The organism is Streptomyces sp. NPDC088246, from assembly GCF_044741025.1.
GTDB lineage: Bacteria > Actinomycetota > Actinomycetes > Streptomycetales > Streptomycetaceae > Streptomyces.
Map to the genome: position 1 here is coordinate 1 of NZ_JBIURV010000011.1, position 22,356 is coordinate 22,356.

A 22,356-nucleotide genomic window follows, 5' to 3' on the forward strand; every position below is an offset into this window, starting at 1 on the left:
ACTGAACGCCTTCGACATCACCTTCGACGGCCGACTCTCCGCAGCCCGACAGTAACCCTCAACAACCCGAGTTACACCGTTCTTTTGACAGACCCGCCGAGGTGGACGGGCCGGGGGGCTGATGCGTGATGATGTGGCTCTGGTCAGTCGGTAGTTGGCCACAAGAGCCGGTTGGGGGCCCTGCTTGTGAATGATGCGGTGGAGTTGGCGGACATGATCGCGCAGCTGCGCCAGGAGCTGAGCCGGGCGATGTCGGCCGGTGAGGACGCCGACCTGCGGTTCAAGGCTGAGCGGGTGGAGCTGGAGCTGACCGTGGGGGTGGAGCGGACCCACGAGCCGGGGGTGAAGGTGAGGTTCTGGGTTTTCGATGCCAGTGCGACGACGAAGCGGTCGGCCACGGTCACTCAGAAGCTCACGTTGACCTTGCAGCCGGTGCGGGCGGACGCGCCGGACCGGATGGCGTTGATCTCCGGGGACGAGCTGCTCGGTGAGGACTGACAGGGCGGCCGTGAGCGGTGGTCTGGACCCGCACCGCATCGCGGAGGTCATCGTCACCACCACCGCCGGTGGCGGGCGGCGCGGGTCGGGCTACCGGGTCGGCGACACGGCGGTGCTGACCGCGTTCCATGTGGTCTCCGAGGCCGCGGGCGTGCAGGTGCGATTCGATGCCGACCGGCCGGGGCAGTGGATCGCGGCCGCGGAGGTGGCCTGGTCGGACAGTGACACCGATGTGGCTGTACTGGCCTTCGCGCCTCCGCCGGGTGCCGCCCCCGTCGTTCCCGCGACGTTCGGGCGCATCGGCGACGACCGTCATGCCGTCGTCGATGTGCATGCGGCGGGATTCCCGCTGTGGAAGCGCCGCCGCGGCGCCGATGGGAGGCAGTTCCGGGAACTGCACCAGGCGGACGGGACCGTGGCCGCACTGTCCAACCTGAGGACCGGCACCCTGGAGATCACCGTTCCGGTGGCGGCTGCCGACCCCGACCCCAAGGTGTCGCCATGGTCGGGGATGTCGGGCTCCGCCGTATGGGCCGGGTCCCACATAGTCGGGGTGGTCGCCGAACACCACCGATGGGAAGGGCTGGGCCGGCTGACAGCGGCACGCATCGACCACACCCTGAGCCGGGTCGGCGAGCCGCGCCGGGGAGAGCTGGCCGGACTGTTGGCGATCGCCGACCCCCGGGCGCTGCCCGACGTGGGCCCCGGGCCGGCCCTTGCGGATTCCGCGCCTGCACAGGCAGGTTCCAAGGTCATCGGGCTGCCGGTCACGCATGGGCTCGAACTGTTCAAGGACCGTGCTGAAGAACGCGAGATGATCGGCCGCCACCTCTCGGATCCGGCCATTCGCATGGTGACCGTCACCGGTCGACGGGGCATGGGCAAGAGCGCGGTCGCGGCCAAGGTCATGGAGATGCTGGAGCAGGGTGAGTGGCCGGGCCACGCCCGGGTTCCGGTTCCGTCGGGGCTGGTCAATCTGAGCACCCGTACGTCGGGGATCTCCCTGGAACGCCTCTACTTCGACTGCGCCCGCGTGCTCGGCTCCGATCGCGAGACCCGTCTGCTGGACATCTGGGCCACGAACCGCCCCGTGCAGGACAAGCTCGGCGAGCTGTTCGCCGCGATGGGCGACCAGCTCTTCATCATCCTGATGGACAACCTCGAGGACCGGCTCCAGGACGACGGCCGGCTCGACGACGAGGACGAACTGGCGGTCTTCCTCGACTGCCTCTTCCGGGCCGGATCCACGCCACGGCTGCTGGTCACCTCGCAGATACCGTTGCGCCTCGCGCCCGAGTTGCGCCGTTTCGCCGCGGAGGTCGAGCTGTCCGACGGGCTGCCGCCCACCGAGTCCGTGGCGCTGCTGCGCGAACTCGACCAGGACGGCAGCCTCGGCCTGGCGCAGCTGTCCGACGATCAGCTGCTGCAGGCGTCGGTCCACGTCCACGGGGTTCCGCGCGCACTGGAGCTGTTGGTGGGCGCCATGGCCGACGACATGCTGACTCTGCCGACGCTGCAGGACGTACTGGAGGACTTCACCCTGCGGGGCGACGTGGTCGCCGGGCTCGCCCAGGACCGTTACCAGCGGCTCGGCCCCGACGGCCGCACCGTGCTGAACGTCCTCGCGGTGCTGCGCACGCCCGTGCCACGGGAGGCGATCGAGTGGATCGTGGCCGGCCTCGATCCCGGGCTCGCCGTCGCGCCGGTCCTGTCCCGCCTGCTGCAGATGCGCATGCTGTCGGTGGACCGGGCCAGCCGCACCTTCGCGCTGCATCCGATGGACGCCGACCTCGCGTACGGCGCCATGCCACGCGATGGTGCGCTGGGACGGCGCTCTGCGGAGCGGCGGGCGGCCGACTGGTACGCGCATGTCCAACCGCCCCGCGCAAACTGGCGCGCCCTGGACGACATACAGCCGTACCGGCGCGAATTCGACCACCGTGTGCGCGCCGGGGACATGGACGGCGCCGCACTGGTCCTCGGCGCGATCAGCGAATGGATGGTCTGGCACGGCTCGGTGCTTGCGGCCGTCTCGATGCACCTGACACTGGAGGGACAGTTGACCGACGACCGGGCGCGTCTTGCCCATCTCATCAGCTTCGGGTACGCCCGCTTGAGCGCGGGCCCGTTGGCGGACGCGGCGGGCCTGTTCGCCGAGGCGGCCGGCATGGCCGAGCGCCTCGATGACCGCCGTGCGCTGCAGAACGCCATGTTCGGCCTGGGCGACGCCTACCGTCAGCTGGGCCGCCTCGACGCCGCCATGGGACCGCTCGCCCGGGCCGGTGACCTGGCACATGAGAACGGCGACGCCGAAGCCGAGGTGCATGCCGTCCTGGATCTCAGCCTCGCCCACAGCACTCTGGGCGACGGGGCGGCGGCCCTTGCCGGTGCCGACCGGCTGAGCGAACTCGCCGTTGCGTCGGGGGACCTGTTCACCGAGGCCCGTTCATGGAACGCCCGCTTCACAGCCCTGTTGGCCATGGGCCGCTGGGAGGAGACCATCGCAGCGGGCGACAGGGCCGTGCGTGCCTACCGGGACGCGGGCATCCAGGAAGCAACGGACTACGCGCTCAACGCCAAGGGCGTGGCCATGCTCGCACTGGGGCGGGTCGCGGAAGCTCTGACATCGCTGGAGGCGGCGCTCCGAGCGGCGTCGACGATGGAGAATCCGCGCACCGAGGGAGTCTGCCTCTACAACATGGCGTGGGCGTACTGGACCGACGGCCGGTACGGGCAGGCGGCCGAGACAGCCGAGCGGGCGGCCACGTCGCTGCAGCTCGCCGGGGCGGCGGAAGCCGCGGCGGCACAGGCCCTCGCCGAAGCCGCCCACGCCCGGACGGTGCCCGACCCGCAGGCGGCCGCCGACGCGCTGGACCGGGCCGCCGACGGCGTCGGACGCAATGTCGAGATGGTCCGTCCGGCCTGGCTCACCGAGGAGGCACAGCGGTTGCGCGGCGAGGTCTGACGCTGCGGGGTCGCGCAGACGAGCCCCGGGACGGTGGCCCGGGGCCTGTCTGGTGTCCGGACCGCACCAGAAGGCCCCTGAGGCGTAGCGCGGGCGCGCCCGGCAGGTCCGCGCCGTCCGGCCCGAGCCGCGCCGCGCGGCCGTCGGGCAGCTCCAGCCCCGCCCCATGCCCGACCGGCCCGGCCCGGCCCGGCAGTGGACCGCGCCACCGGATCGTGGCCGGCGCCGAGCAGCGCCTCGAAGTGGGCCGATCACGTGTACGGCAGTGGCAGCGGCCGGCGCCGCCGACCGCGGTCCGACTGGACCATCACCTGGACGCCGGTACCGGAAGGGCGAGGAACGGTCGCGGGCGGTGAGGTGTCAGAAGGCGACTGCGTCCCGGACCAGGGGGCAGGTCATGCAGTGACCGCCGCCCCGGCCGCGGCCGAGTTCGGCGCCGACGACGGTGATGACCTCGACGCCGGCCTTGCGCAGGAGGGTGTTGGTCTGGGTGTTGCGGTCGTAGGTGAAGACGACGCCCGGTTCCAGGGCCACGGCGTTGTTGCCGCTGTCCCATTGCTGGCGCTCCGAGGCATACACATCACCGCCGGTCTCGATCACCCTGAGCCCGGGCAGGCCGAGCCCCTTGGCGACCACGTCGACAAACGGGGTCGTGCCCTCGTCGGTGATCTCGACCGGTATCGGTCGAGATGTTCGACGTCACCGGGCCCAAGAGCGAGAATGCCGCAAGCGTCACGATCGTCACGCCCGAAGGCAAGCGCTGGTCTCTCCTTCTCCAGGCGCCCGAAGGCCAGAAACTGGCTGACGGCGCCACCTACACGGGGGCCTCGCGCTGGCCCTACGCCCAGCCGGACGACCCGAAACCGGAGTTCGGCGCGGACGACCGGTGGTGCAGCACCAGCACCGGGTCCTTCACCATCTCCCACATCTCCTACGGCCCCTACGGCTACATACGGGAGCTCGACGCCACCTTCGAGCAGTACTGCAACGGCTCCGCGGTGCCGCTGCGCGGCGAGGTGCACGCCCGCACCGCCGAACCGCCGGCCGAACTGGCCATCGGTCTGAACCTCGACCCCGAGGGAACGATCGGCACCAAGTCCGGTCAGGTCACCGTCGGCGGCTCGGCGACCTGCAACAAGCCGGCCCGCATTTCGCTCTCGGGCCTCATCCATCAGACCCGGAAGAGCGGGGAGGCGGTCGGCCACGAGGGCGAGATCGTCGACTGCACTCCCGGCAGCCCGGTCCCGTGGAAGGTGACCATCCCCGTCACTGCCATGGAGCCCGGCACGGACTTCCGGCCAGGCACCGCAACGTTGCGCCACTTCGGCACGGCGGATGACCGCGACTACCCGGTGACCGTCAACGCCGGTGACAACACCTCCCAGATCACTCTGGTCAGGTCCTGACCTTTCCGACGTGGGGCGTCGCGGGTGGGCCCGCCCGCGACGCCCCACGCCGGTCCGGCGTCGGCCCTGCGCCCGTACCCGCAACGACGCAGAGCGCTTCGCCCCCCTTTGTCGCCACCTCGCTTTGCTGTCAGGCAGGTTGATGAGGCGTCCGGCCCCTCGCGGGCGGTTCGCAGGTGGCCCAGTGTGGTGGATGCCCGGACGGGACCAGCCCGACAGCGCGCCCGCCGGACACCCGTCGACGAGGAGGAGCCCGCCATGCCGGACACCCTGAACACCGTTGTCTGCGAGCCCACACTTACCCCCCGCGAGCGCCAGGTCCTGACACTGCTCGCCGGAGGCGAGACCTACTGGGGAATCGGCCGTCGGCTGGGCATCAGCCCGCACACGGTCGACACCCACCTGCGCCGGCTCCGCGACAAGACGGGCACGACCAACCGGACCCAGCTCGTGGTGCTGGCCATCCAGCGGGGCTACTTGGCCTGACAGTCCGCGCACGGACCGGACATTCGCCGGAATTCCACCGGCCTGAGAATATTTGAGCCCCCTTCACTTTGCGGTCACGCACCTTGGTGAGGGGCTCGCTCCCGTCCATACGCGACGGGCCTGAGCCAGTGTTGTCACACACCGCACGAACCGGAGCGGGCCCGCCGAAAGGGCGGGCCCCACCATGCCCCTGGGGGGAATCATGCCGAAGCGCCTTGCCCTGCTCCTCACCGCCACCGCCGCCCTGTTGGTCCTCCAGCCCGGCTCCCCCGCGCACGCCGCCGACATCGATTGCGGCGGCATCGCGCTCTCGTCGGTACACGTCTCCGCCGAGGGGACCTCGGGCGACCCGGCCACCGGATGGAACGTCGCGGACGGGGAACTGCCGGGCCAGGGAACGGTGCACACGTGCGACACCTCATGGGGCGGCTGATCCCACGGGGCACCCTGCGCCCACGGGGCCGGCAGGGCCTAACTGCCGGGCGGCGTCAGATCGGTGACCACGTACTGCGCTCCCGGCGTCAGTTCCACCGTCCAGGACCAGCGTGCCGGAATGTAGAGCACTTCGCCCGACCGCAGCCGGTGCCGGAAGGCACCCGCGCCGCCATCGGCCCGGTCGCCGCGCAGTCGCCACGACCCGGCGCCCTCGGTCTGATGGATCACCAGATGTGCGGCGGGGTTCCGTGCCCCCTCGCATGTGCGGCTTACCCGGCTGCTCGTGACCAGGCCGGTACGCAGGCCGAGTTCGGCGGCCAGGTCGTCGAGTACTTCCGGCCGTTGCAGGCTCTCGAAGGCCGGATGCTCGTGCTCGGGCCACATCACGCCGGGCGCCCGGCCCAGGTGCACGGAGAGGAACAGCAGCAACTCCCGCAGATGGAGCGCGCCTTCACTCTCCGCCCGGGGTGCCGGAGGTGCCAGGGGCCGGCCGTCCATGTCCCTCCTCGTACTCGCCGCCGAAGCGCCGTGCGGGAAGCGTCCCGCGCGGTCTCTGCTGACAGCATCCGCCACCGGACGGCCCCCGGGCCAGTCGCGTGAGTTCGCTACCGGGAGCACGGTCCGGACACAAACGGATACGGCCGCCCGTCGGCTGACGGCCGTCAGACGACCGGGCCGTCAGGCGATTCCGCTTCGGGTGCGGTGTTCGCCAGGAGCCCCCGGGCCGCGGCGTGCGCGCCGGCCTGGAAGCGGCTCGTGGCGTCCAGCTCCTCCATGATGTCGGCGATGTGCCGACGGGCGGTACGCAGCGACATGCCGAGTCTGCGTGCGATGGCCTCGTCCTTGAGACCTGCTGCGAGCAGCCGCACGATCGTCTCGTGGATCTCCCGGGACACCTCTTCCAGGCCCTGGCTGACGGCATCGGCGAACGGGGTGGCGCGGTCCCAGGTCTGCTCGAAGATTTCGCAGAGGTACCTGACCGTGGACGGCTCCCGTATGACGACAGCGCCCCAACTGTCGTCCTGCACGGGGATGAAGGCGAGTTCGCGGTCGAAGACGATCAGCCGGCCGAACAGTTCGTGCGCGGTGCGGTACTTGCCGCCCAGCGCCGACGCGGCGGCCACGTAGGCCTGGCTGGGGCCGTTGAAACGGGCCGTGTGGTGGTAGAGCGTACGCAGCTGGATGCCGCGCTCCAGCATCGACTGGTCCCGCACCAGCGCCTCCCGCATCGCTTCGGGGTCCCGCGCCCCGCCGCCGGGCTGGCTGGTCAGCACCTCTTTGCGGCAGCGGTTCGACGCCTGGTTGAGGGTGTTGCGGACGTCCTGCACGTTCTCCAGCAGCTCCAACGACTCGCTGCGGGAATGCCGCTGGTGGTAGCACGCGACGAAGGGACCGAGGTCCTGGCGCATACCTGCGAGCCTGTCCTGCTGTTCGCGTATCTTCGCCTCCACGGGCGCGGCCAACTGCGCCAGCGCGGTCTCGGGCGCTACCGCGAACAGCTCCAGGGAGCCCCCGGGAACGTTCTGCGCGTGCAACAGCCGGGCCCGCCGCAGCCGTTCCAGGCTCCGTCCGGCCTCCTCGGGGCAGATCCCGGTGGCCTCGGATACGGCCTCCGGGTCTCCCGTACGGTGTTCGAGGACCCAGCCGTACACGGCGAGGTCGTTCTCGCCCAGCCCCCGGGCCGCCTCGAACGGCCCGGTGCGTACCTGCTCCTGCCCTTCCACGTACCCCCCTCGTCGCCGTCTGACGGGTGGTGCCGACCGGCGCATCGGATGCCCCGGGCAAGAATAGGCAGAAGGAACGGGCAAAAAAGATCTTGTCGCGTCAGGACTGCGCAAAGCCCCCGAGCGCACAAAGGGCTTCGGGGGCTGCGAGCTGCGAGCCATGCGTTGCGGGCTGCGGGGCCGCGCGGCGGTTCAGGGACCGGCACCGGCCGGACGGGTCATGCCGCGGCCGGCATCGTCGCGCGCATGGCGGCGCGCGCGTGGGCCACCAGCGCCTCGGGGGTCAGGGTCGCCAGGGTGCGTCGGGTGTGGCCGATCAGGGCCTCGGCGGCATCGGTGAGCGCATCCTCGTCGAGCGGCCGGCCGGGGATCACGGCTCCGTCCGCGAGGAGGGCCTGCAGCAGGGCGTACAGGTTCGCGGTGCCCGCCTCCCGTACGGTCAGCGAGAGATGGACGGACGGAGCGTCGCCCACCGCGTCCGCATGGTGCGCGAACCCCCTCGGTACGTACAGGACTTCGCCGGGTCCAAGGACGGTCTCCAGCAGCACCTCGCCCGGATCGCCGTCCTCCCTGGAAGGTTCCCAGTTCCCGTCGGCCGGTCCGGCGTGGACGCGCCAGCGCTTCTGCCCGCTGATCTGGATCGCGAGGACGTCGGCGTCGTCGCGGTGGAGGGGGCGGCCCTGGGTGCCCGCGGGGGTGCGGAAGCAGAACGCCTCGACCTGGAGACCGAGTTGCCCGGCGAGACCCGTGGTGAGCGCGCGTACGCCCTGGTGCCACTGGTCCACGTACCGCAGCAGTACGGTGGCCCGCTCCTCGTCGACCAGCCGGCGCACGAGTTCCGCGTCCGCGTAGTCCTCGACCACCTCACCGAGCACCACCCGGGGCGTGCAGAACCGTTCGGCAGGTACGTGGCTGTCCTCGTGAACGAGCCCGATGTAGGGCACCTTGAGCAGCCCGGCATCGAGCAGGCCGTCCAGTTCGGCGGTGTCCAGGAGGTCCACCGGGGGGTCGTCGGGGCGCAGCACGGCCGGTGCGCGACGCCAGTGCATGGCGAAGAACTCCTGCTCGTCCCGGACACATCGCTTCAGCCAGTCCATCGTTGGTCTCACTCTCCGTCGGGTGCTCCGGCCGGTCAGGCCGTGGGGCGGCTGCTGTACGCGTGCAGGCGGGCGCTGTGCACGAGGGACTCGGCGCTCGCGCTGTCGAGCCTGTCGCGGAAGTGGTCGAGGAGGGCGGCGGCCGTCCCGGTCAGATCCGCGTCGCCGAGGGGGCGGGCGGGCAGGGCGAGGCCGGAGGAGAGCAGGGACTGCAGCTCCGCGCGCAGGTGCCCGGCGCCGGCCTCGCGCAGCGCGATCGTGAGGTGCAGCGAGGGGCCGTCCTCGGTGGCCTGCGCGGTGTGGGCGTAGCCGTTCGGGACGTACAGGACCTCGCCGGGCCGTACGACGGTGTCGAGCAGGACCGGGCCCGGGTCGTCCTCCCGTACGGGCTGCCAGCCCGCGTCGGCGGGGCCGCCGAACACCTGCCAGTGCTTGGCGCCGCTGAGCTGGAGCACGAGGATGTCGCCGTCGTCGCGGTGAACGGCGCCGAAACGTCCGGGCTGCGAGTAGAAGCAGAACGCCTCGGCCAGCCGCCCGAGTTGCTCGGAGAGACCGGCGGTGAGCTGCCGGACCGGCGGGTACCAGTGGTTGACGTAGCGCAGTTGCAGGGTGGCCCGCTCCTCCCGGATCAGCGTCCGTACGCGCTCCGGGTCCAGCCAGCCTTCGAGATACCGCCCGGCCACCACGCGTGGCGGGCAGAAGGCGGCCTCCGGCACAGCGCCCGCCATCGTGAACAGTCCGGCGTAGGGCACTCTCAGGGCGCCCGAGTCGATGAGGTCGTCGAGGTCGGCGGGGGTGAGGATCTCGGTGGGCGGATCGTCCGGCCGCAGCACGACGGGCCCTTGGCGCCACTGCGTACTGAGGAACCGTTCCGCGTCGGAAACACAGCGTTCGAGCCAGTTCACGGCTCACTCTCCTTGCTCACGTTGCTCACGCTCCGGCTGCGGGGCCCGCCGGCCGGGTGGCCGGCGGGCCCCGTCAGGGCGCTGTCGGGGGTCGGATCCGAAGGGGACTACGGGAGTCGGACAGCTCCGGGGCCGGCTGGCCGCCCGGTCAGGTCACTGCCGGGATCGGATCGCTGCCGGCGCCGGACGACTTCCGGAGTCGGATGACTGCCGGGATCAGATGACGTCCGGGTAGCAGTCCCCGCAGCCCGCCTCGACGGAGTGGCTGGGCGCGGAATCCGAAGCCGCGAAGGCGCTCGGGGCGAACATCGAGCCGCCGATGACCGCGGCCGCGGCGACGCCGAGGGCGGCCTTGCGGGACAGGGTCAGGCCGGCCTTGGGCTGGGCGTCGGTCGGCTGCGCGGTGTTCTGCGAGAGGTTCATGAGATCTCCTGTGTCATCGGGCCGGCCCTGTGAGGCCGGGGTTCGTGCCCCGGGGCGCTTCCCCTTGGCTGATCTCCATCCTGGTTTCCGCGCGCCGTCGCCGACAGTGACGAGAGCCCGCTCCCGCATGCACGTGACCCGAGGTCCCGGGAGGGGCGGGCGCGCCGTGACACCGCCGCCGGTCCCTCGTCAGGAGCCCCTCGTCAGGGCCCGACCCCCGTCTGCCCTCCCCCGTGGTCCGCCGACGGCACCGAGATCGCGCGCGTCATGCACGAGTTCGGGGACGGCCCGCACGGCCTGCACATCCGGCTGACGGTCCGGTTCCCCGCCGATGCGCCGGAGCACGTCTTCACCGGCCACCACTGGCACTTCGTGTGCGAGTTCCTCGACCGGCCGGAGGCCGCGCACGCCGCACGGTGACCGACGGCCGGACAACGGTGGTGGTGACGCCGTGTCAGTCGAGAGGTTCGGCGATTCCCGGAGTGAGCCAGTGGAGGCGGTCCGCGAGGCCTGCCTCGGTGAAGCGGGCGGCGATCTGTTCGCGTCCCTCGGTGAAGTGGTCCCAGGAGTCGTAGTGGACCGGGATCACCCTGCGGGCGCCGAGCGAGCGGGTGAGTGATGCGGCCTGTGCGCCGTCCATGGTGATCAGTTCGCCTCCGCCGAAGGCTTCGATGCGCGCCGCCCCCAGGTGCAGCAGGGCGGTGCCGATCGTGAATCGTCGGCCGATTTCGTCGAGTTCGGGAATGTGGACGGTGTCGCCGGAGATGTAGACGGCCTCGCCCTCGCCCGGCGCCTCGATGACGAAACCGGTGACGTCCCCGACGGGACCGTGCAGACCGGGCGTGCCCGTGATCCGCAGAGTCCCGTCGCCGACGGTCAGCGTCCGGGTCTCCCGCGGTGCCAGGCCGCGGGCGTCACCGCCGAGGCGCGCTGCGCCGCCGGCGGTGGTGAGTACGGGGCGGCCGGCCAGGAGCCCGCGGCCGGTGGCGTCCAGGTTGTCGGGGTGCTCGTCGTGGCTGAGCAGCACGGCGTCCACCCGGGGCAGCTCGGACGCGGGGATCGCAGGGCCGCTGGTGCTGCGCAGAGTGACCGGGTCGTGCCGGTACACGGCGGGTGCGGGGTCGAACGCCGGGTCGGTCAGCAGGCGCAGGCCGCCGATCTCCAGCAGGACGGTCGCGGTGCCTATGTGGGTGACGGTGATCTTCATGACGGATCCTTCCGAGTGGGGTCGTGTCGCCGCGTGGCGCGGCCTGCGGGAGTGCTCGACGCCGCGTGTCGCGACGCCGATGGCGGTCGGGGTCGTGACGGTCAGTGCGCGGCGGTCCGGAAACGGCGCCGATACGCGGCCGGTGTTGTGCCGAGGCGATCGCGGAAGACCCGGTGCAGGGTCTCCACGGAGCCGAAACCGCAGGCTCGCGCCACGTCGTCCAGCACCCGGTCCGTACGTTCCAGAAGTCTGCGCGCGGCCTCCAGGCGCATCTCCTCGACGAACGCACCGGGCGTGCTGCCGGTCTCGGCGTGGAAGGTCCGTGCGAAGTGGCGCTCGCTCATCGCCAGCCGGGAAGCCAGCGCGGGCACCGACAGGTCGGCGTCCAGATGCGCACCGATCCACAGGCGCAGGCTCCGCACATCGTCCCGGCCGCCCGCCTGCTGAGCGAGCGGCACGCTGAACTGGCTCTGACCGCCGGGTCGTTGCAGATACATGACCATGATCCGGGCCACTTCCAGTGCGACCCGGTCTCCGTGGTCGTCGGCGACCAGGGCGAGTGCGAGATCCATCGACGAGGTGAGTCCGGCGCTGGTCCACATCCGCCCCGAGCGTACGAAGATGGGGTCGGCCTCGACCTCGATCTCCGGATACTCCGCGGCGAGGCGTGCGGCGGTCGCCCAGTGCGTCGTGACGCGATGGCCGTCGAGCAGGCCGGCGGCCGCCGTCACATGCGCCCCCGCACACACCGAAGCGACCCGGCCGGCCTCCGGCCCGACCTCACGGAGCCACGCGACCACGGCCTCGTCGACCCGCGGCACCGGCCCCTGTGGACCGATGTCCATCCGGCCGGGCACCAGTACGGTGTCGGGCCTCTCCCGCTCCCCGGCAAACGTCCCGTCGACGCAGAGCCGTACGCCCGAGAAGGTCGCCACGTCACCGCGGCGCTCCCCGACCACCCGTACGTCGTACGGCGCCCGCCCTTCAGGCAGCATCCGGCCAGGGCGAAGATCTCGGCCGGTCCGGTCACATCGAGTGCGTTGACTCCAGGGAACACCGGGATCACGACCAGATGCGGGACCGGAGGGGCATTGCTCATGTCCTCAACCCTCGCTCACGGCCGTAATGTCCGCAATGACAGATCTCTGCAGGATTCGGCCACACAGCGGCCGCCCCGACCGGGTCCAGGTGGGCCATGGAGGGGCCGGCGGACCAGCCCGAGGGCCCAGGCGGCCAGGGCGGCCGGCGCGGGGACATCGGCCCTGCCGGAGATCTCACGGCCACTGGCCCCGGAAGATCTCGTTCTCGTACCGATCACCCCCCGTCACAGCAGAAGGCTCGTGCGGCTCGCACCGGGCGAGCGGCTCCGGTCGCCGCCCGTACGCGCACTTCGCGGACTCCGTGAGCGAGCTGCCGCAGCCCTGCGAGCTCCGTAAGGTCCCCTTACGGCCCTGAATATCCGCCATATCCCGTCGCCGGAGGCCCGGGTGGTGGAGGGGTGGCGGGGGCGGCGCCCCTGCCCGGATGTGAACATTCCGCGTCAAGCGTGCAACTGGCGTGTTGGTCTTGACATTTACCCAAGAGGCCGATGCTAAGATCATCTTACTTCCAGTGGGCTGATGGCATATGGGGGCATTCCGGGAGGGATGAATTCCTCGGCCCCACTTTCGGAGGGACCTTCCCTGCGCGGCACAATCCGTGGCTCAACGAGTCCGGGCCGTACCGCAGCTGAGGGAGCGTCAAGCCGTTTCCATAGCCATGGCACTTGAAGTGAGTCTCATGACATTTGCACAGGGCCCTCTCTTCTGGGCACTGGTTGTCGTAGCACTGGTCGCTGTGGGTGCCGTCCTGCGGGCTCGCAAGACCAACATCGGACTGCGCAGACAGAACGCCGACCTCCGGAGGGAACGCGACACGCTGCAACGGCAGCGGGATGAACTCCACCTCACCCACACCGGTCTGCTGCACCGTCAGTCCGTCGAGCTGGGCGAGGTCCGCAAGGACGCCGAGGAGGAGACCAAGGCCGTCCTCAAGGCGGCCGTTCGCACCCTTCAGGGGCTCGCGGACGAGCAGCAGGTGGTCATCGAGAACGCCCAGAAGAAGCACGGCGACGACCCCAGCATGCTCGCCGACCTGATGGCCATCGACCACGCCAACAGCCAGTTCGGGCGCCGCGCGCAGGGCATCGCCGTGCTGTGCGGCGGCTGGCTCGGGCGCAGGGAGACGGTCGCGTCCGTCTTCGACGTGGCCCGCAGCGCCCAGGGCCGTATCCGGCAGTTCGACCGGGTCCGGGTCAACGGGCAGGTCAACTTCTCCGTCGTCAGCAAGGCCGTGGAACCGGTGGCGGTGGTCCTCGCCGAGCTGCTGGCCAACGCCACCAACTACTCCGCGCCCGGCGCTCCGGTGGAGATCAACATCCAGGCCGTCCCGAAGGGCGTCTGCCTCATCGTCGACGACGCCGGTCTCGGCATGGGCCAGGAGGAGAAGGACCGCGCGGCGGCTCTCCTCGCGCCCCGGGCCGCGATCAGCGTCTCCAGTCTGGGCATTCCCCCACAGTTCGGGTTCGCCGTCTCCGGCGTGCTGGCCGCCCGCTACGGGTTCCAGGTCTCGGTGGACTCCGTATCCCCCTATGGAGGCGTACGCGCGGTGGTTCTCCTGCCCGACGAGCTTCTCACCGGCGATGCACCAGCACCCCCGGCGCCCCTTGCGGCCCCCGTGGTCACCGGTGGCCACGATGCGGATGTGTCGGCGCTCCCCCGCCGCCAGGCACCCACGCCGCCTCCGACTCCCCTGTTCCCTCCGGCCGCACATCCGGCCCCCGCCCCGCAGCCGACGGGGTCTTTCACCACCGCCGGTGGCCTGCCCAAGCGTCGTCGCAAGAGCCCGGTGTCAGTGGTGCCGTCGACCGAGCCCGGGCCGGTGCGCAGCAACGAGGAGACCGCTTCCCGCCTGGGCGCGTTCCAGCGCGGAACACGGACCGGGCGTGACACGACGACGATGGAAGGACCCGAGTTCCAGTGAACCCCGATCTGTCCTGGGTGCTCAACGATGTGCTCCAGGTACCCGGCGCGCGGCACGCGATCCTCGTCTCCGCCGACGGTCTGCTGCTGGCCAACTCCAGTGAGATCGGCCGGGACGACGCGGAGACCGTGGCGGCGGCGATGAGTTCCATGCAGTCGCTGAGCCGGGCCGTCGCCCCCTTCATCGGCGCCCAGACCCCCGGCCGCTGGCACCAGACGCTCCTTGAGTACGAGCACGGCTGGATCTTCCTGATCGCTGCCGGTACCGGCGCCTATCTGGCGGCGGCCGCCGCGGCCGACGTGGACATGGAGGCCATGTCCTTCCGGATGCAGCAGCAGGTCGCCGCGCTGGGGAAGGCGATGACCACACCTCCGCGCCAGAACGCCGGAAGCAGCGGCGCATGACGACGCCGGGCGAGGAGCAGGCGGTCAGCAGCGGGTTCGTCCGGTCGTACGTCATCACCGGCGGGCGCGGCCTGCCCGATGCGGAGGGTCTCTCCCTCGTCACTCTCGTCACCATCGCACCCGACCGGCAGCAGCCCCCGAACCCGAGCCCCGAGGTCCGGGCGATCTGGGAGCTGTGTTCCGGCGGCTATCTGTCGGTGGCCGAGGTCGCGGGCCATCTGGAGCTGCCCGTCGGAGTGGCACGGCTGCTGCTGAACGATTTAGCGGATCAGGGTCATCTGATGCGCCGCAAGGCGCCCCCGCCGGCTCAGCTCGTTGACAGGAAGATCCTCGAAGATGTGTTGCATGGACTACACGTCCGGTTCGGCTGAGAACATCTATGTGCCGGACGCGGTACAGCGTGCGGCGAAGATCCTCGTCGTCGGACACTTCGCCGTGGGCAAGACGACGCTCATCGGCACCCTCTCCGAGATCACTCCGCTGCGCACCGAGGAGAGGATGACGCAGGCCAGTGCCCACATCGACGATCTGCGGGGCGCGCCCGACAAGGTGACGACAACGGTCGCGCTGGACTTCGGCCGTCTGACGCTCGGCGACGAGCTGGTGCTGTACCTGTTCGGTACGCCGGGCCAGCAGCGCTTCGTCGAGCTGTGGGAGGACATGGCGCGGGGCTCGCTCGGCGCGCTGCTCCTCGTCGACCCGGCCCGTCTCGCCGACACCTTCCCGGTGATCGACCTCGTCGAGACGTACGGGCTGGAGTACGCGGTCGCGGTCAACAGCTTCGACCCGTACTCCCGGCATGCCGAGGAGGAGTTGCGCGAGGCTCTCGATCTGCTGCCGGACACCCCGGTCGTCTACTGCGACGCCCGGGACGAGAAGTCGTCCGCGCAGGCCCTGATCCATCTGGTCCAGCACCTTCTCGTGCGGGTGGCCTGACCTCTGCTCCGTACGCCGGCACGGGGCCCGAGCCCCGTTTTCCGTCCACCGTCCGGGCCCTGCGAGGCCCGCGATCACACCGAGGAATCACACATGGACTCTCAGCCGGGAGCCACCCCGTACAGCGCCCCCACCGGGTGCCCGATGCACGGTGAGCGGCAGAAGTCGCTCTACGGGCCGGAGTTCGCGTCCGATCCGCAGCGTGTGTACGACGAGTTCCGGGCGCACGGGCTCGCCGCTCCGATCGAGCTGGCTCCCGGGGTGGAGGCCACTCTGGTCGTGCAGCACGAGGCCGCGCTCCGGGTCCTGCAGAACCCCTCCTTCTTCGCCCGTGACTCACGGCGGTGGGCGGCGCTGCGGGAGGGCCGCGTACCGCTCGACAGTCCGGTGCTGCCCATGATGGCGTACCGGCCCAACTGCCTGTTCACGGACGGCACCGAGCATCTTCGCCTGCGCAAGGCAGTCACCGAGAGCCTCGGCCGCCTCAACACCACCCGGCTCAGCCGGGATGTCGAGCGCATCGCCGACTACCTCATCGACCAGTTCATCGAACGCGGCAGCGCCGACCTGCTGGGCGACTACGCCAAGCTTCTGCCGCTGCTGCTGTTCAACCAGCTCTTCGGCTGCCCCGGTGACATCGGCGACCGGCTGACCCGTGGCATGTCCGCGATCTTCGACGGCGAGGACGTACTGCGGGCCAACGCCGAGCTGACGGAGTGCCTGATGGAGCTCGTCGCCCTCAAGCGGCGGCAGCCCGGCGAGGACATCACGTCCTGGCTCATCCAGCACCCGGCGGGCCTGCGGGACGAGGAGCTCAAGGACCAGCTCGTCATGCTGATGGGCGCGGGCATCGAGCCGGAACGCAATCTCATCGCCAACGCACTGCTTCTCATGCTGTCCGACGACACCGGGGGGCCGCAGCGGCGAGGGACGGGGATGCTGGTCGAGGACGCCCTCGACGACGTGCTGTGGAACAACCCGCCGATCGCCAACTACGCGACGCACTACCCGGTCCAGGACGTCGACCTCGGCGGAGTGACGCTGAAGGCGAACACCCCCGTACTGATCAGTTTCGCCGCCGCGAACAGCGACCCCGCGCTCACCGATGCCCGCCAGACCCTGAGCAAGGGCGCCCATCTGGCCTGGGGGGCGGGCCCCCACGTCTGCCCGGCGAAGTCCCCCGCACAGCTCATCGCCCTCACCGCGATCGAGAAGATCCTCAACACGGTGCCGGACCTCACCCTCGCCGTGCCGGCCTCGGCGGTCGAATGGCGGCCGGGCCCGTTCCACCGGGCGCTGGTGTCCCTGCCGGTCCGGTTCAGCCCGAGTGCCGCGCGCCATGCGGCGACGGCCGCACCGTCGCCCGTTTCGTCCCGGATCACCGCCTCCGAGGAGGTTCCCGCCGCGCGCTACGACCACGTGGAGCCGCAGAAGAAGACGAAGGGCTGGTGGAGTTCCTTCCTGGACGTCTTCCGCGTGTGACGGAGGGACGGCACACGGGTTCTGACGACTTGTGCGCCTATCGGAGCGTCATACAGGTTCGACGTAGGGACGGTTCAGCATATGGCAAGGGGTCAACAAGGCATTTGCCTGTGACACGGGCAACAAAGAACGACGCATGGCGCATACATGCGGAGGGGTAGGTTCTGGCCGTAACCATGGGCCCAGGACAAGGAACTCTGCGTGAGCGCAATATGTGGCACAGACAGGCCTACCACCGTCGACCGCCGTGCCCTCATTTCCCTCCTACGGCGCCTCAAATCGCCGGAGGGGCAGGCTGATCCCTACGCCCTCCTGGGCGAGCTGAGATCCATGGGTGATGTCGTACGCGCTCCCTGGAACGCGTACTTCGTCACCGGCTTCGACACATGCAGCGAGGTGCTGCGCGGCCGCAACTGGCTGGCACCGGACTTCGCCTGGCAGGAACGCCAGGCGGACACCGAGCGCTGGGACGCGGTCGCCACGCAGGAGATGACCAAGACGCTCTCGCGCCTCAACGCGCCGGAGCACACATGCCAGCGGCGGAGCCTCGGCAACCTCTTCGACCGCTCCACCATCCAGCGGCTGACCCCTCAGGTCGAGGAGGACGTCACCCGGCTCCTCGACGAGCTGGCCGACAAACTGCGCTGGGGTGAGACCGACTTCGTCAGCACGGTCAGCGAGCAGCTCCCGATCAGCACCGTCGGCTCCTGGCTGGGGATCCCGCCCGAGGACTACCCCCACATCCTGGAGATCACCCACAACCAGGTGCACGCCCAGGAGCTGCTGCCCACCAAGAGCGAGCTCGCCGTGTCCGCCGAGGCGACCGTTCATCTGCGCGCGTACTTCACCGACCTGGTGAAACAGCGCCGCGCGAACCCTGGCAACGATGTCCTGACCGGCTGGATACACACCTGGGACGCCATGGAACCCGACCGCGAGGCGGCGGACGAGATCCTCTACCGTCTCACCATGTTCGTCACCATCGCCTCTCTGGAGACCACCGCGACGCTGCTGTCGACCATGGTGGGGCTGCTGCTGAGGGAGCCCGGCCGGTGGGCATGGCTCGCGGAGCACCCCGGATACATCGACGCCGCCGTCGACGAGGTCCTCCGGTACGACCCGCCCATCCACATCAACACCCGGATCGCCGCCGACGACACGGTCCTGGCGGGCGTGCCGATCGCGAAGGACAGCATGGTCCACGTCATGTACGGGGCCGCCAACCACGACCCCCGGCGCAACGAGGACCCGGATTCCTTCGACATCGAGCGCACCGGAACCCACCTCACCTTCGGGGGCGGTGTGCACTACTGCCTGGGCGCGGCCCTCGCCCGCCTTGAGGCACGAACGCTCCTGACCCAGCTCCTGAAACGTTTCCCCACCCTGCGCGCCGTCACGGGGCCCGGTTACGCGTCCCGTCTGGTCTTCAGGCGCGTGACCTCGCTGGGCGTGGCGATATGAAGCTCTCGCTCCCCGACTACCTGTCCCCGTACCGGCGGCCGAGCACGGTACGCACCGTGCGCGAGGGCCCCGTCCTGCGCGTGGAGCTGAACCGCCCCGACACCGGCAACGCGGTCACCGAGGCGATGCTGGACGATCTGCTGACGGTCCTGACCGTACCGGACCCCGACGTCCGGGTGCTGGTGCTCAGCGGTGCCGGGGACGACTTCTGCCTGGGCGGGGACCGGAACGAGTTCGCCGACTGGCTCGACCAGGACCCCACCGGGCGGGGCATCCGGATCGCGGGCGACAAGGCCCGCCGCGTCTGCGAGGCGATCTCCACCAGCCAGGCGGTCACCATCGCCAGGATCCAGGGCAAGGCGATCGGCGCGGGACTGGCGCTGGCCCTCGCCTGCGATCTGCGCGTCGGCGCCGACACCGCCGGTTTCCGGCTGCCGGAGCTGGCGCTCGGGCTGCCCACCGCCTGGGGCGGCGTGCTGCCCCGACTGATCCATGAGGTCGGCGCCGCCCGTGCGCGCGAACTCATCCTGACCGGACGCGCCTTCGACGCCGCCGAGGCGTACGAACTGTCGGTCCTCCAGCGCATCGTGCCCGCGGACGCCCTCGACGAGGCGGTCACCGCGTGGGCCAAGCCCATCGTGCGCCGCCCCGAGGCCGCCCTGCGCGTCACGAAGGCACTGCTCAACTCGTACGCCGCCCCGACGCGGCTGGCCGATCCGTCCGTCCTGGACGCGGAGCTGATGGCCACCGTCGCGGCCGCGACCCGCCGGACCCGCGACGCCGGGGGGACCGGGGCGATGCGCTAGCCCCGGTGCTCACGAGCCCCGACCGCGCCCCTTCTGTGACGCGGGTCATGGGAACCCTCCCCGGGGTGCCGGACAGCTGAGCGACGGTGAGCACAGATATGCGTACCCGGGCACGGGCCGGGAGCCGAGCGCGTTCGCGGAGCTTTTCGACCGCTGCGCCCGCACGGTCTACAACCCTGCGTTCCCGCTGACCGCCGACTGGCCGGCACGCGCCGTCATTCATGACCGCGGGAGTGGACCGGGGCGAATGGTTGCACAGGCTGCCAGTGACATCGGACACAGGGCTTTTCGTGGCTCAGGGCACTGGTTAGTAGATGCCGCCTCGATGGCTTGGTGCCGTTTGTCCGTCTTGGCGCAGATATGCGCGTGCGAGCTCCGTCAGCATGCGGCCCGCTCGTCGTTCCCGCCCGTTCGACGGGCGAGGGAGGGCTTCTGACGGCGCAACAGCGCATCCCGATGCGTGACGGCCGTCGCCAGCACGCTCACGCGCCCGTTTCAAGCGCCGTCCGGATCTATGGACGGGGGTAGTACTTCCCCTTGTTGCCCCGCCCCGAATGCCGTTCCAAGAATGACGACCGCAAGGCGCCTGCGAGCCAGGGCGCGGGAGCGCGCGGAGCCGGCCGGAGCTGCTCCGCGACTATCGAGCGAGGTCACACGCATGAGGAAGCACCGCAGGAAGACGTCCTACCGGAAGATCACCGTCGCGGTCGTCGCCGTGGGAGCCGTGGGTGTGCCCTCTGCCGCCATGGCCTGTTTCGCCCCCCACGAGAAGCCGGCTGCGGAAGCGTGGCGGACCCATACCGCACATGGGGGCGCACCGAAGCCCGCCGCACTTGCGAGCGCACCGAAGCCCGCCGCATCCACAAGCACACCGAAGCCCGCCGCTCCGGCGTCCGGTGCCGCCGCCCGCATATTGACGCTCGTCAACAGCGAGCGCTCCAAGGCCGGTTGCTCGCCGCTGACCATGAACGCCAAGCTGACGAAGGCCGCCCAGGACCACAGCGCGGACATGGCATCCCACCGGAACATGTCCCACACCGGCTCCGACGGCTCGGCCCCGGGCGACCGGATCACGCGCGCCAGTTACCAGTGGAGTGCGTACGGCGAGAACGTCGCCTACGGCTACACCACCCCCGAGAGCGTCATGGCGGGCTGGATGGACAGCCCCGGCCACAAGCGCAACATCCTCGACTGCTCCTTCAAGGAGATCGGCGTGGGCCTCGCGCAGCCCGGCAGCTACTGGACGCAGGACTTCGGAACGGCCCGATAGAACGTCGAAAACAGTCCGATAATCAGCCCACTTCACCGCGACCGCGGTGAAGTGGGCTCAGACGCGTACGGAATTCTCGACCTCACCCCTGCGAGTCTGCAATGCACCAAGCGATCAAAAGTCTTCACTTATAGGGAAATGTCTGACACCCGTCACCGACAACAGGGAACGTTCCGATGCGGGTTTGCTCGTCGCAGCGTGGGCCAGGTGCGGACCGCCGGAGGCGGCGAGGACGCCGGAGGCCAGGCTACGTGCAGGTCGTTCACGAGTCAGACGCTTCCCGCAGCACCCTCTTGAAGCCGTTCCCACGCGAACATCGAGTATCGAGTGAGGTCACACACACATGAGGAAGCACCACGCGAAGAGGTCCCGCCGAGGGATGGCCATTGCTGTCGTCGCCTTGGGAGCCGTGGGAGCCCTCGGCGTCGCGGAAACCGCAGAAGCCGCGGGTATGCCCTCCTCCGCCGCCGCCTCGGCCGTCTCCGGCGCTCATGCGAAGGAAGCCGCCCGCCTGCTGAAGCTCGTCAACAGCGCGCGCAGCGCGGTCGGTTGCTCGCCGCTGACGTTGAACGCGAAACTCACGAAGGCCGCCCGGAAGCACAGCGCGGACATGGCATCCCACCGGAACATGTCCCACACCGGCTCCGACGGCTCGGACCCGGGCGACCGGATCACGCACGCCGGATACGACCGGAGCGCGTACGGCGAGAACGTCGCCTACGGCTACACCACCCCCGAGAGCGTCATGGCGGGCTGGATGAACAGCCCCGGCCACAAGCGCAACATCCTCGACTGCTCGTTCAAGGAGATCGGCGTGGGCCTCGCGCAGCCCGGCAACTACTGGACCCAGGACTTCGGACAGCCCGACAGGCAATCGGCCGGGTAGGCACCTCGCTCAGCAACAACCCCTCTCAGTCGCAGCCGAGCCGACGCGATGATCCCGGCCGACACCCCGTACGCCGTCGTCGCGGGACGCTGCAACGGCTCCGACCAAACAACGAACTCCGCGCTGCGTGTGCAGGCCACGGCCATGGCACGGCGTGCCCATGGCCGGCCTGCATCAGGCACTCGTACGCTATGGGGCGATCGTGCCCGCACTTCCCGCGAGCGCCGGGGTCCGACCCCGGCAAAGGGGGGTGGGCCCCTGGGATGGTGCGACACACCCGGAACGTCCTGTTCAAGAGGTACGGCGCACAACCCCCGTACTGCATCGACAGTACGTACGACTGCATGCAGGCGGACGACGACGATGGCGCCCCTGTTCACGAAGGATTGAGGCATTCCTCCGGCCCCGCCGTGCCCCGGCGCGGCCCAGGCACGGCCGGAGCGCGGCACTCGCGCCGCCGACCTGTTGCCCGATCCAGACTGGAGCGCCCCTTCGTCGCTACCTTCCTTTACCGGCTGGGCCGCTTTTCCTTCCGGAGACGCCGGCTCGTCGCCCTGCTGTGGGTGGTGGTCCTGGCCGCCTGCGCGTTCGCCGCGGCCAAGGCGCCGGCCGCCCCCGAGGACGGGTTCTCGATGCCCGGCACGGAGTCGCAGAAGGCGTTCGACCTGCTGGATCAGCGCTTCCCCGGCCAGAACTCCAACGGCGCCGACGCCCGTATCGTCTTCGTCGCGCCCAAGGGCCAGAAGGTCACCGCGGGCGCGAACAAGGGCGCCATCGAGAAGATCGTCGCGGATGTGGCGGGCGGCTCGCAGGTCAAGGGCGCCCTCAACCCGTTCGACATGGCCGGAGCCGTCAGCAAGGACGGCACGACCGCGTACTCCACCATCTCGTACGACGCACAGAGCACCGACCTCACCGACGCCACCACCAAGGCGCTGGAGGAC

General features: G+C 70.3%; 22 protein-coding genes and 2 pseudogenes. 16 read left to right on the forward strand and 8 right to left on the reverse strand.

The genetic code is table 11. The annotated features are described in order from the left end of the window. The first annotated feature begins 198 nt into the window (after positions 1-198). Together ACIPEK_RS16885 and ACIPEK_RS16890 are read left to right on the forward strand one after the other, a co-directional pair. A complete protein-coding gene (locus tag ACIPEK_RS16885; protein ID WP_401996882.1) occupies positions 199-498 on the forward strand; it encodes a trypco2 family protein in 300 nt (99 codons plus the stop codon). Next, positions 488-3,463: a trypsin-like peptidase domain-containing protein gene (locus ACIPEK_RS16890; RefSeq protein ID WP_401996415.1), complete on the forward strand. Its 2,976-nt coding sequence runs from the start codon at positions 488-490 to the stop codon at positions 3,461-3,463. Before ACIPEK_RS16885 ends, ACIPEK_RS16890 begins: the two co-directional genes overlap by 11 nt. Positions 3,464-3,823: 360 nt before the next feature. On the opposite strand, the pseudogene ACIPEK_RS16895 reads toward ACIPEK_RS16890, so the two are convergent. Beyond that, a pseudogene (locus tag ACIPEK_RS16895) lies at positions 3,824-4,138 on the reverse strand (arginine deiminase family protein); the annotation flags it as partial. A 14-nt stretch (positions 4,139-4,152) separates the two neighbouring features. On the opposite strand from ACIPEK_RS16895, the gene ACIPEK_RS16900 reads away from it, so the two are divergent. From ACIPEK_RS16900 to ACIPEK_RS16910, 3 genes are all read left to right on the forward strand, one after another. Continuing rightward, positions 4,153-4,869 carry a hypothetical protein gene (locus tag ACIPEK_RS16900; RefSeq protein WP_401996418.1) on the forward strand — a complete coding sequence of 239 codons (717 nt, stop codon included), beginning with the start codon at positions 4,153-4,155 and terminating at the stop codon, positions 4,867-4,869. Positions 4,870-5,127: 258 nt separating this feature from the next. Next, a complete protein-coding gene (locus ACIPEK_RS16905) occupies positions 5,128-5,355 on the forward strand; it encodes a response regulator transcription factor (RefSeq protein ID WP_401996421.1) in 228 nt (75 codons plus the stop codon). Between the two features lie 202 nt (positions 5,356-5,557). Continuing rightward, positions 5,558-5,788, forward strand: coding sequence for a hypothetical protein (locus ACIPEK_RS16910; RefSeq protein WP_401996424.1), 231 nt, complete (start codon positions 5,558-5,560; stop codon positions 5,786-5,788). Between the two features lie 38 nt (positions 5,789-5,826). On the opposite strand, the gene ACIPEK_RS16915 is transcribed toward ACIPEK_RS16910, so the two are convergent. From ACIPEK_RS16915 to ACIPEK_RS16935, 5 genes are all read right to left on the reverse strand, one after another. Continuing rightward, a complete protein-coding gene (locus ACIPEK_RS16915) occupies positions 5,827-6,288 on the reverse strand; it encodes a hypothetical protein (protein WP_401996427.1) in 462 nt (153 codons plus the stop codon). Positions 6,289-6,452: 164 nt separating this feature from the next. Then, positions 6,453-7,514 (reverse strand): helix-turn-helix domain-containing protein, encoded by a 1,062-nt coding sequence (locus tag ACIPEK_RS16920; protein ID WP_401996430.1) that lies wholly within the window; start codon positions 7,512-7,514, stop codon positions 6,453-6,455. Between the two features lie 218 nt (positions 7,515-7,732). Continuing rightward, positions 7,733-8,611, reverse strand: a complete 879-nt coding sequence (locus tag ACIPEK_RS16925; protein ID WP_401996433.1) for a JmjC domain-containing protein — start codon at positions 8,609-8,611, stop codon at positions 7,733-7,735. A 35-nt stretch (positions 8,612-8,646) separates the two neighbouring features. Next, the gene (locus ACIPEK_RS16930; protein ID WP_401996436.1) at positions 8,647-9,516 is read right to left on the reverse strand and encodes a JmjC domain-containing protein; all 870 of its coding nucleotides are present in this window, start codon (positions 9,514-9,516) and stop codon (positions 8,647-8,649) included. Between the two features lie 216 nt (positions 9,517-9,732). Next, positions 9,733-9,939: a hypothetical protein gene (locus tag ACIPEK_RS16935; RefSeq protein ID WP_266360070.1), complete on the reverse strand. Its 207-nt coding sequence runs from the start codon at positions 9,937-9,939 to the stop codon at positions 9,733-9,735. Between the two features lie 267 nt (positions 9,940-10,206). Between ACIPEK_RS16935 and ACIPEK_RS16940 the strand changes: the two genes are divergently transcribed. Further along, complete coding sequence (locus ACIPEK_RS16940; protein WP_401996439.1) at positions 10,207-10,359, forward strand: hypothetical protein; 153 nt, start codon at positions 10,207-10,209, stop codon at positions 10,357-10,359. Between the two features lie 34 nt (positions 10,360-10,393). Here the strand turns inward: ACIPEK_RS16940 and ACIPEK_RS16945 are convergent, their stop codons facing one another. After that, complete coding sequence (locus ACIPEK_RS16945) at positions 10,394-11,146, reverse strand: MBL fold metallo-hydrolase (protein ID WP_401996442.1); 753 nt, start codon at positions 11,144-11,146, stop codon at positions 10,394-10,396. A gap of 101 nt (positions 11,147-11,247) precedes the next feature. Further along, positions 11,248-12,245: pseudogene (locus tag ACIPEK_RS16950) on the reverse strand (GlxA family transcriptional regulator). Positions 12,246-12,925: 680 nt separating this feature from the next. Here ACIPEK_RS16950 and ACIPEK_RS16955 point away from each other — a divergent pair. The 10 genes from ACIPEK_RS16955 to ACIPEK_RS17000 all read left to right on the forward strand — a co-directional run. Next, positions 12,926-14,167: an ATP-binding protein gene (locus ACIPEK_RS16955; protein ID WP_401996445.1), complete on the forward strand. Its 1,242-nt coding sequence runs from the start codon at positions 12,926-12,928 to the stop codon at positions 14,165-14,167. After that, positions 14,164-14,571 (forward strand): roadblock/LC7 domain-containing protein, encoded by a 408-nt coding sequence (locus ACIPEK_RS16960; protein WP_401996448.1) that lies wholly within the window; start codon positions 14,164-14,166, stop codon positions 14,569-14,571. The genes ACIPEK_RS16955 and ACIPEK_RS16960 overlap by 4 nt, the downstream gene beginning before the upstream one ends. Continuing rightward, complete coding sequence (locus ACIPEK_RS16965; RefSeq protein ID WP_401996451.1) at positions 14,568-14,942, forward strand: DUF742 domain-containing protein; 375 nt, start codon at positions 14,568-14,570, stop codon at positions 14,940-14,942. The genes ACIPEK_RS16960 and ACIPEK_RS16965 overlap by 4 nt, the downstream gene beginning before the upstream one ends. Next, the gene (locus ACIPEK_RS16970; RefSeq protein ID WP_401996454.1) at positions 14,917-15,507 is read left to right on the forward strand and encodes a GTP-binding protein; all 591 of its coding nucleotides are present in this window, start codon (positions 14,917-14,919) and stop codon (positions 15,505-15,507) included. The genes ACIPEK_RS16965 and ACIPEK_RS16970 overlap by 26 nt, the downstream gene beginning before the upstream one ends. Before the next feature lie 93 nt (positions 15,508-15,600). Further along, entirely contained in the window at positions 15,601-16,989 is a 1,389-nt protein-coding gene (locus ACIPEK_RS16975; protein ID WP_401996457.1) for a cytochrome P450, read from the forward strand. A gap of 330 nt (positions 16,990-17,319) precedes the next feature. Continuing rightward, the gene (locus tag ACIPEK_RS16980) at positions 17,320-18,450 is read left to right on the forward strand and encodes a cytochrome P450 (RefSeq protein WP_401996884.1); all 1,131 of its coding nucleotides are present in this window, start codon (positions 17,320-17,322) and stop codon (positions 18,448-18,450) included. Continuing rightward, positions 18,447-19,256, forward strand: a complete 810-nt coding sequence (locus tag ACIPEK_RS16985; RefSeq protein ID WP_401996460.1) for an enoyl-CoA hydratase/isomerase family protein — start codon at positions 18,447-18,449, stop codon at positions 19,254-19,256. The genes ACIPEK_RS16980 and ACIPEK_RS16985 overlap by 4 nt, the downstream gene beginning before the upstream one ends. Positions 19,257-19,914: 658 nt before the next feature. Further along, positions 19,915-20,526 carry a CAP domain-containing protein gene (locus tag ACIPEK_RS16990; protein WP_401996463.1) on the forward strand — a complete coding sequence of 204 codons (612 nt, stop codon included), beginning with the start codon at positions 19,915-19,917 and terminating at the stop codon, positions 20,524-20,526. Between the two features lie 343 nt (positions 20,527-20,869). Then, the gene (locus tag ACIPEK_RS16995; RefSeq protein ID WP_401996466.1) at positions 20,870-21,412 is read left to right on the forward strand and encodes a CAP domain-containing protein; all 543 of its coding nucleotides are present in this window, start codon (positions 20,870-20,872) and stop codon (positions 21,410-21,412) included. Positions 21,413-21,675: 263 nt separating this feature from the next. Beyond that, positions 21,676-22,356, forward strand: a 681-nt coding sequence (locus ACIPEK_RS17000) for an MMPL family transporter (protein ID WP_401996469.1), incomplete at its 3' end; no start/stop codon positions are given.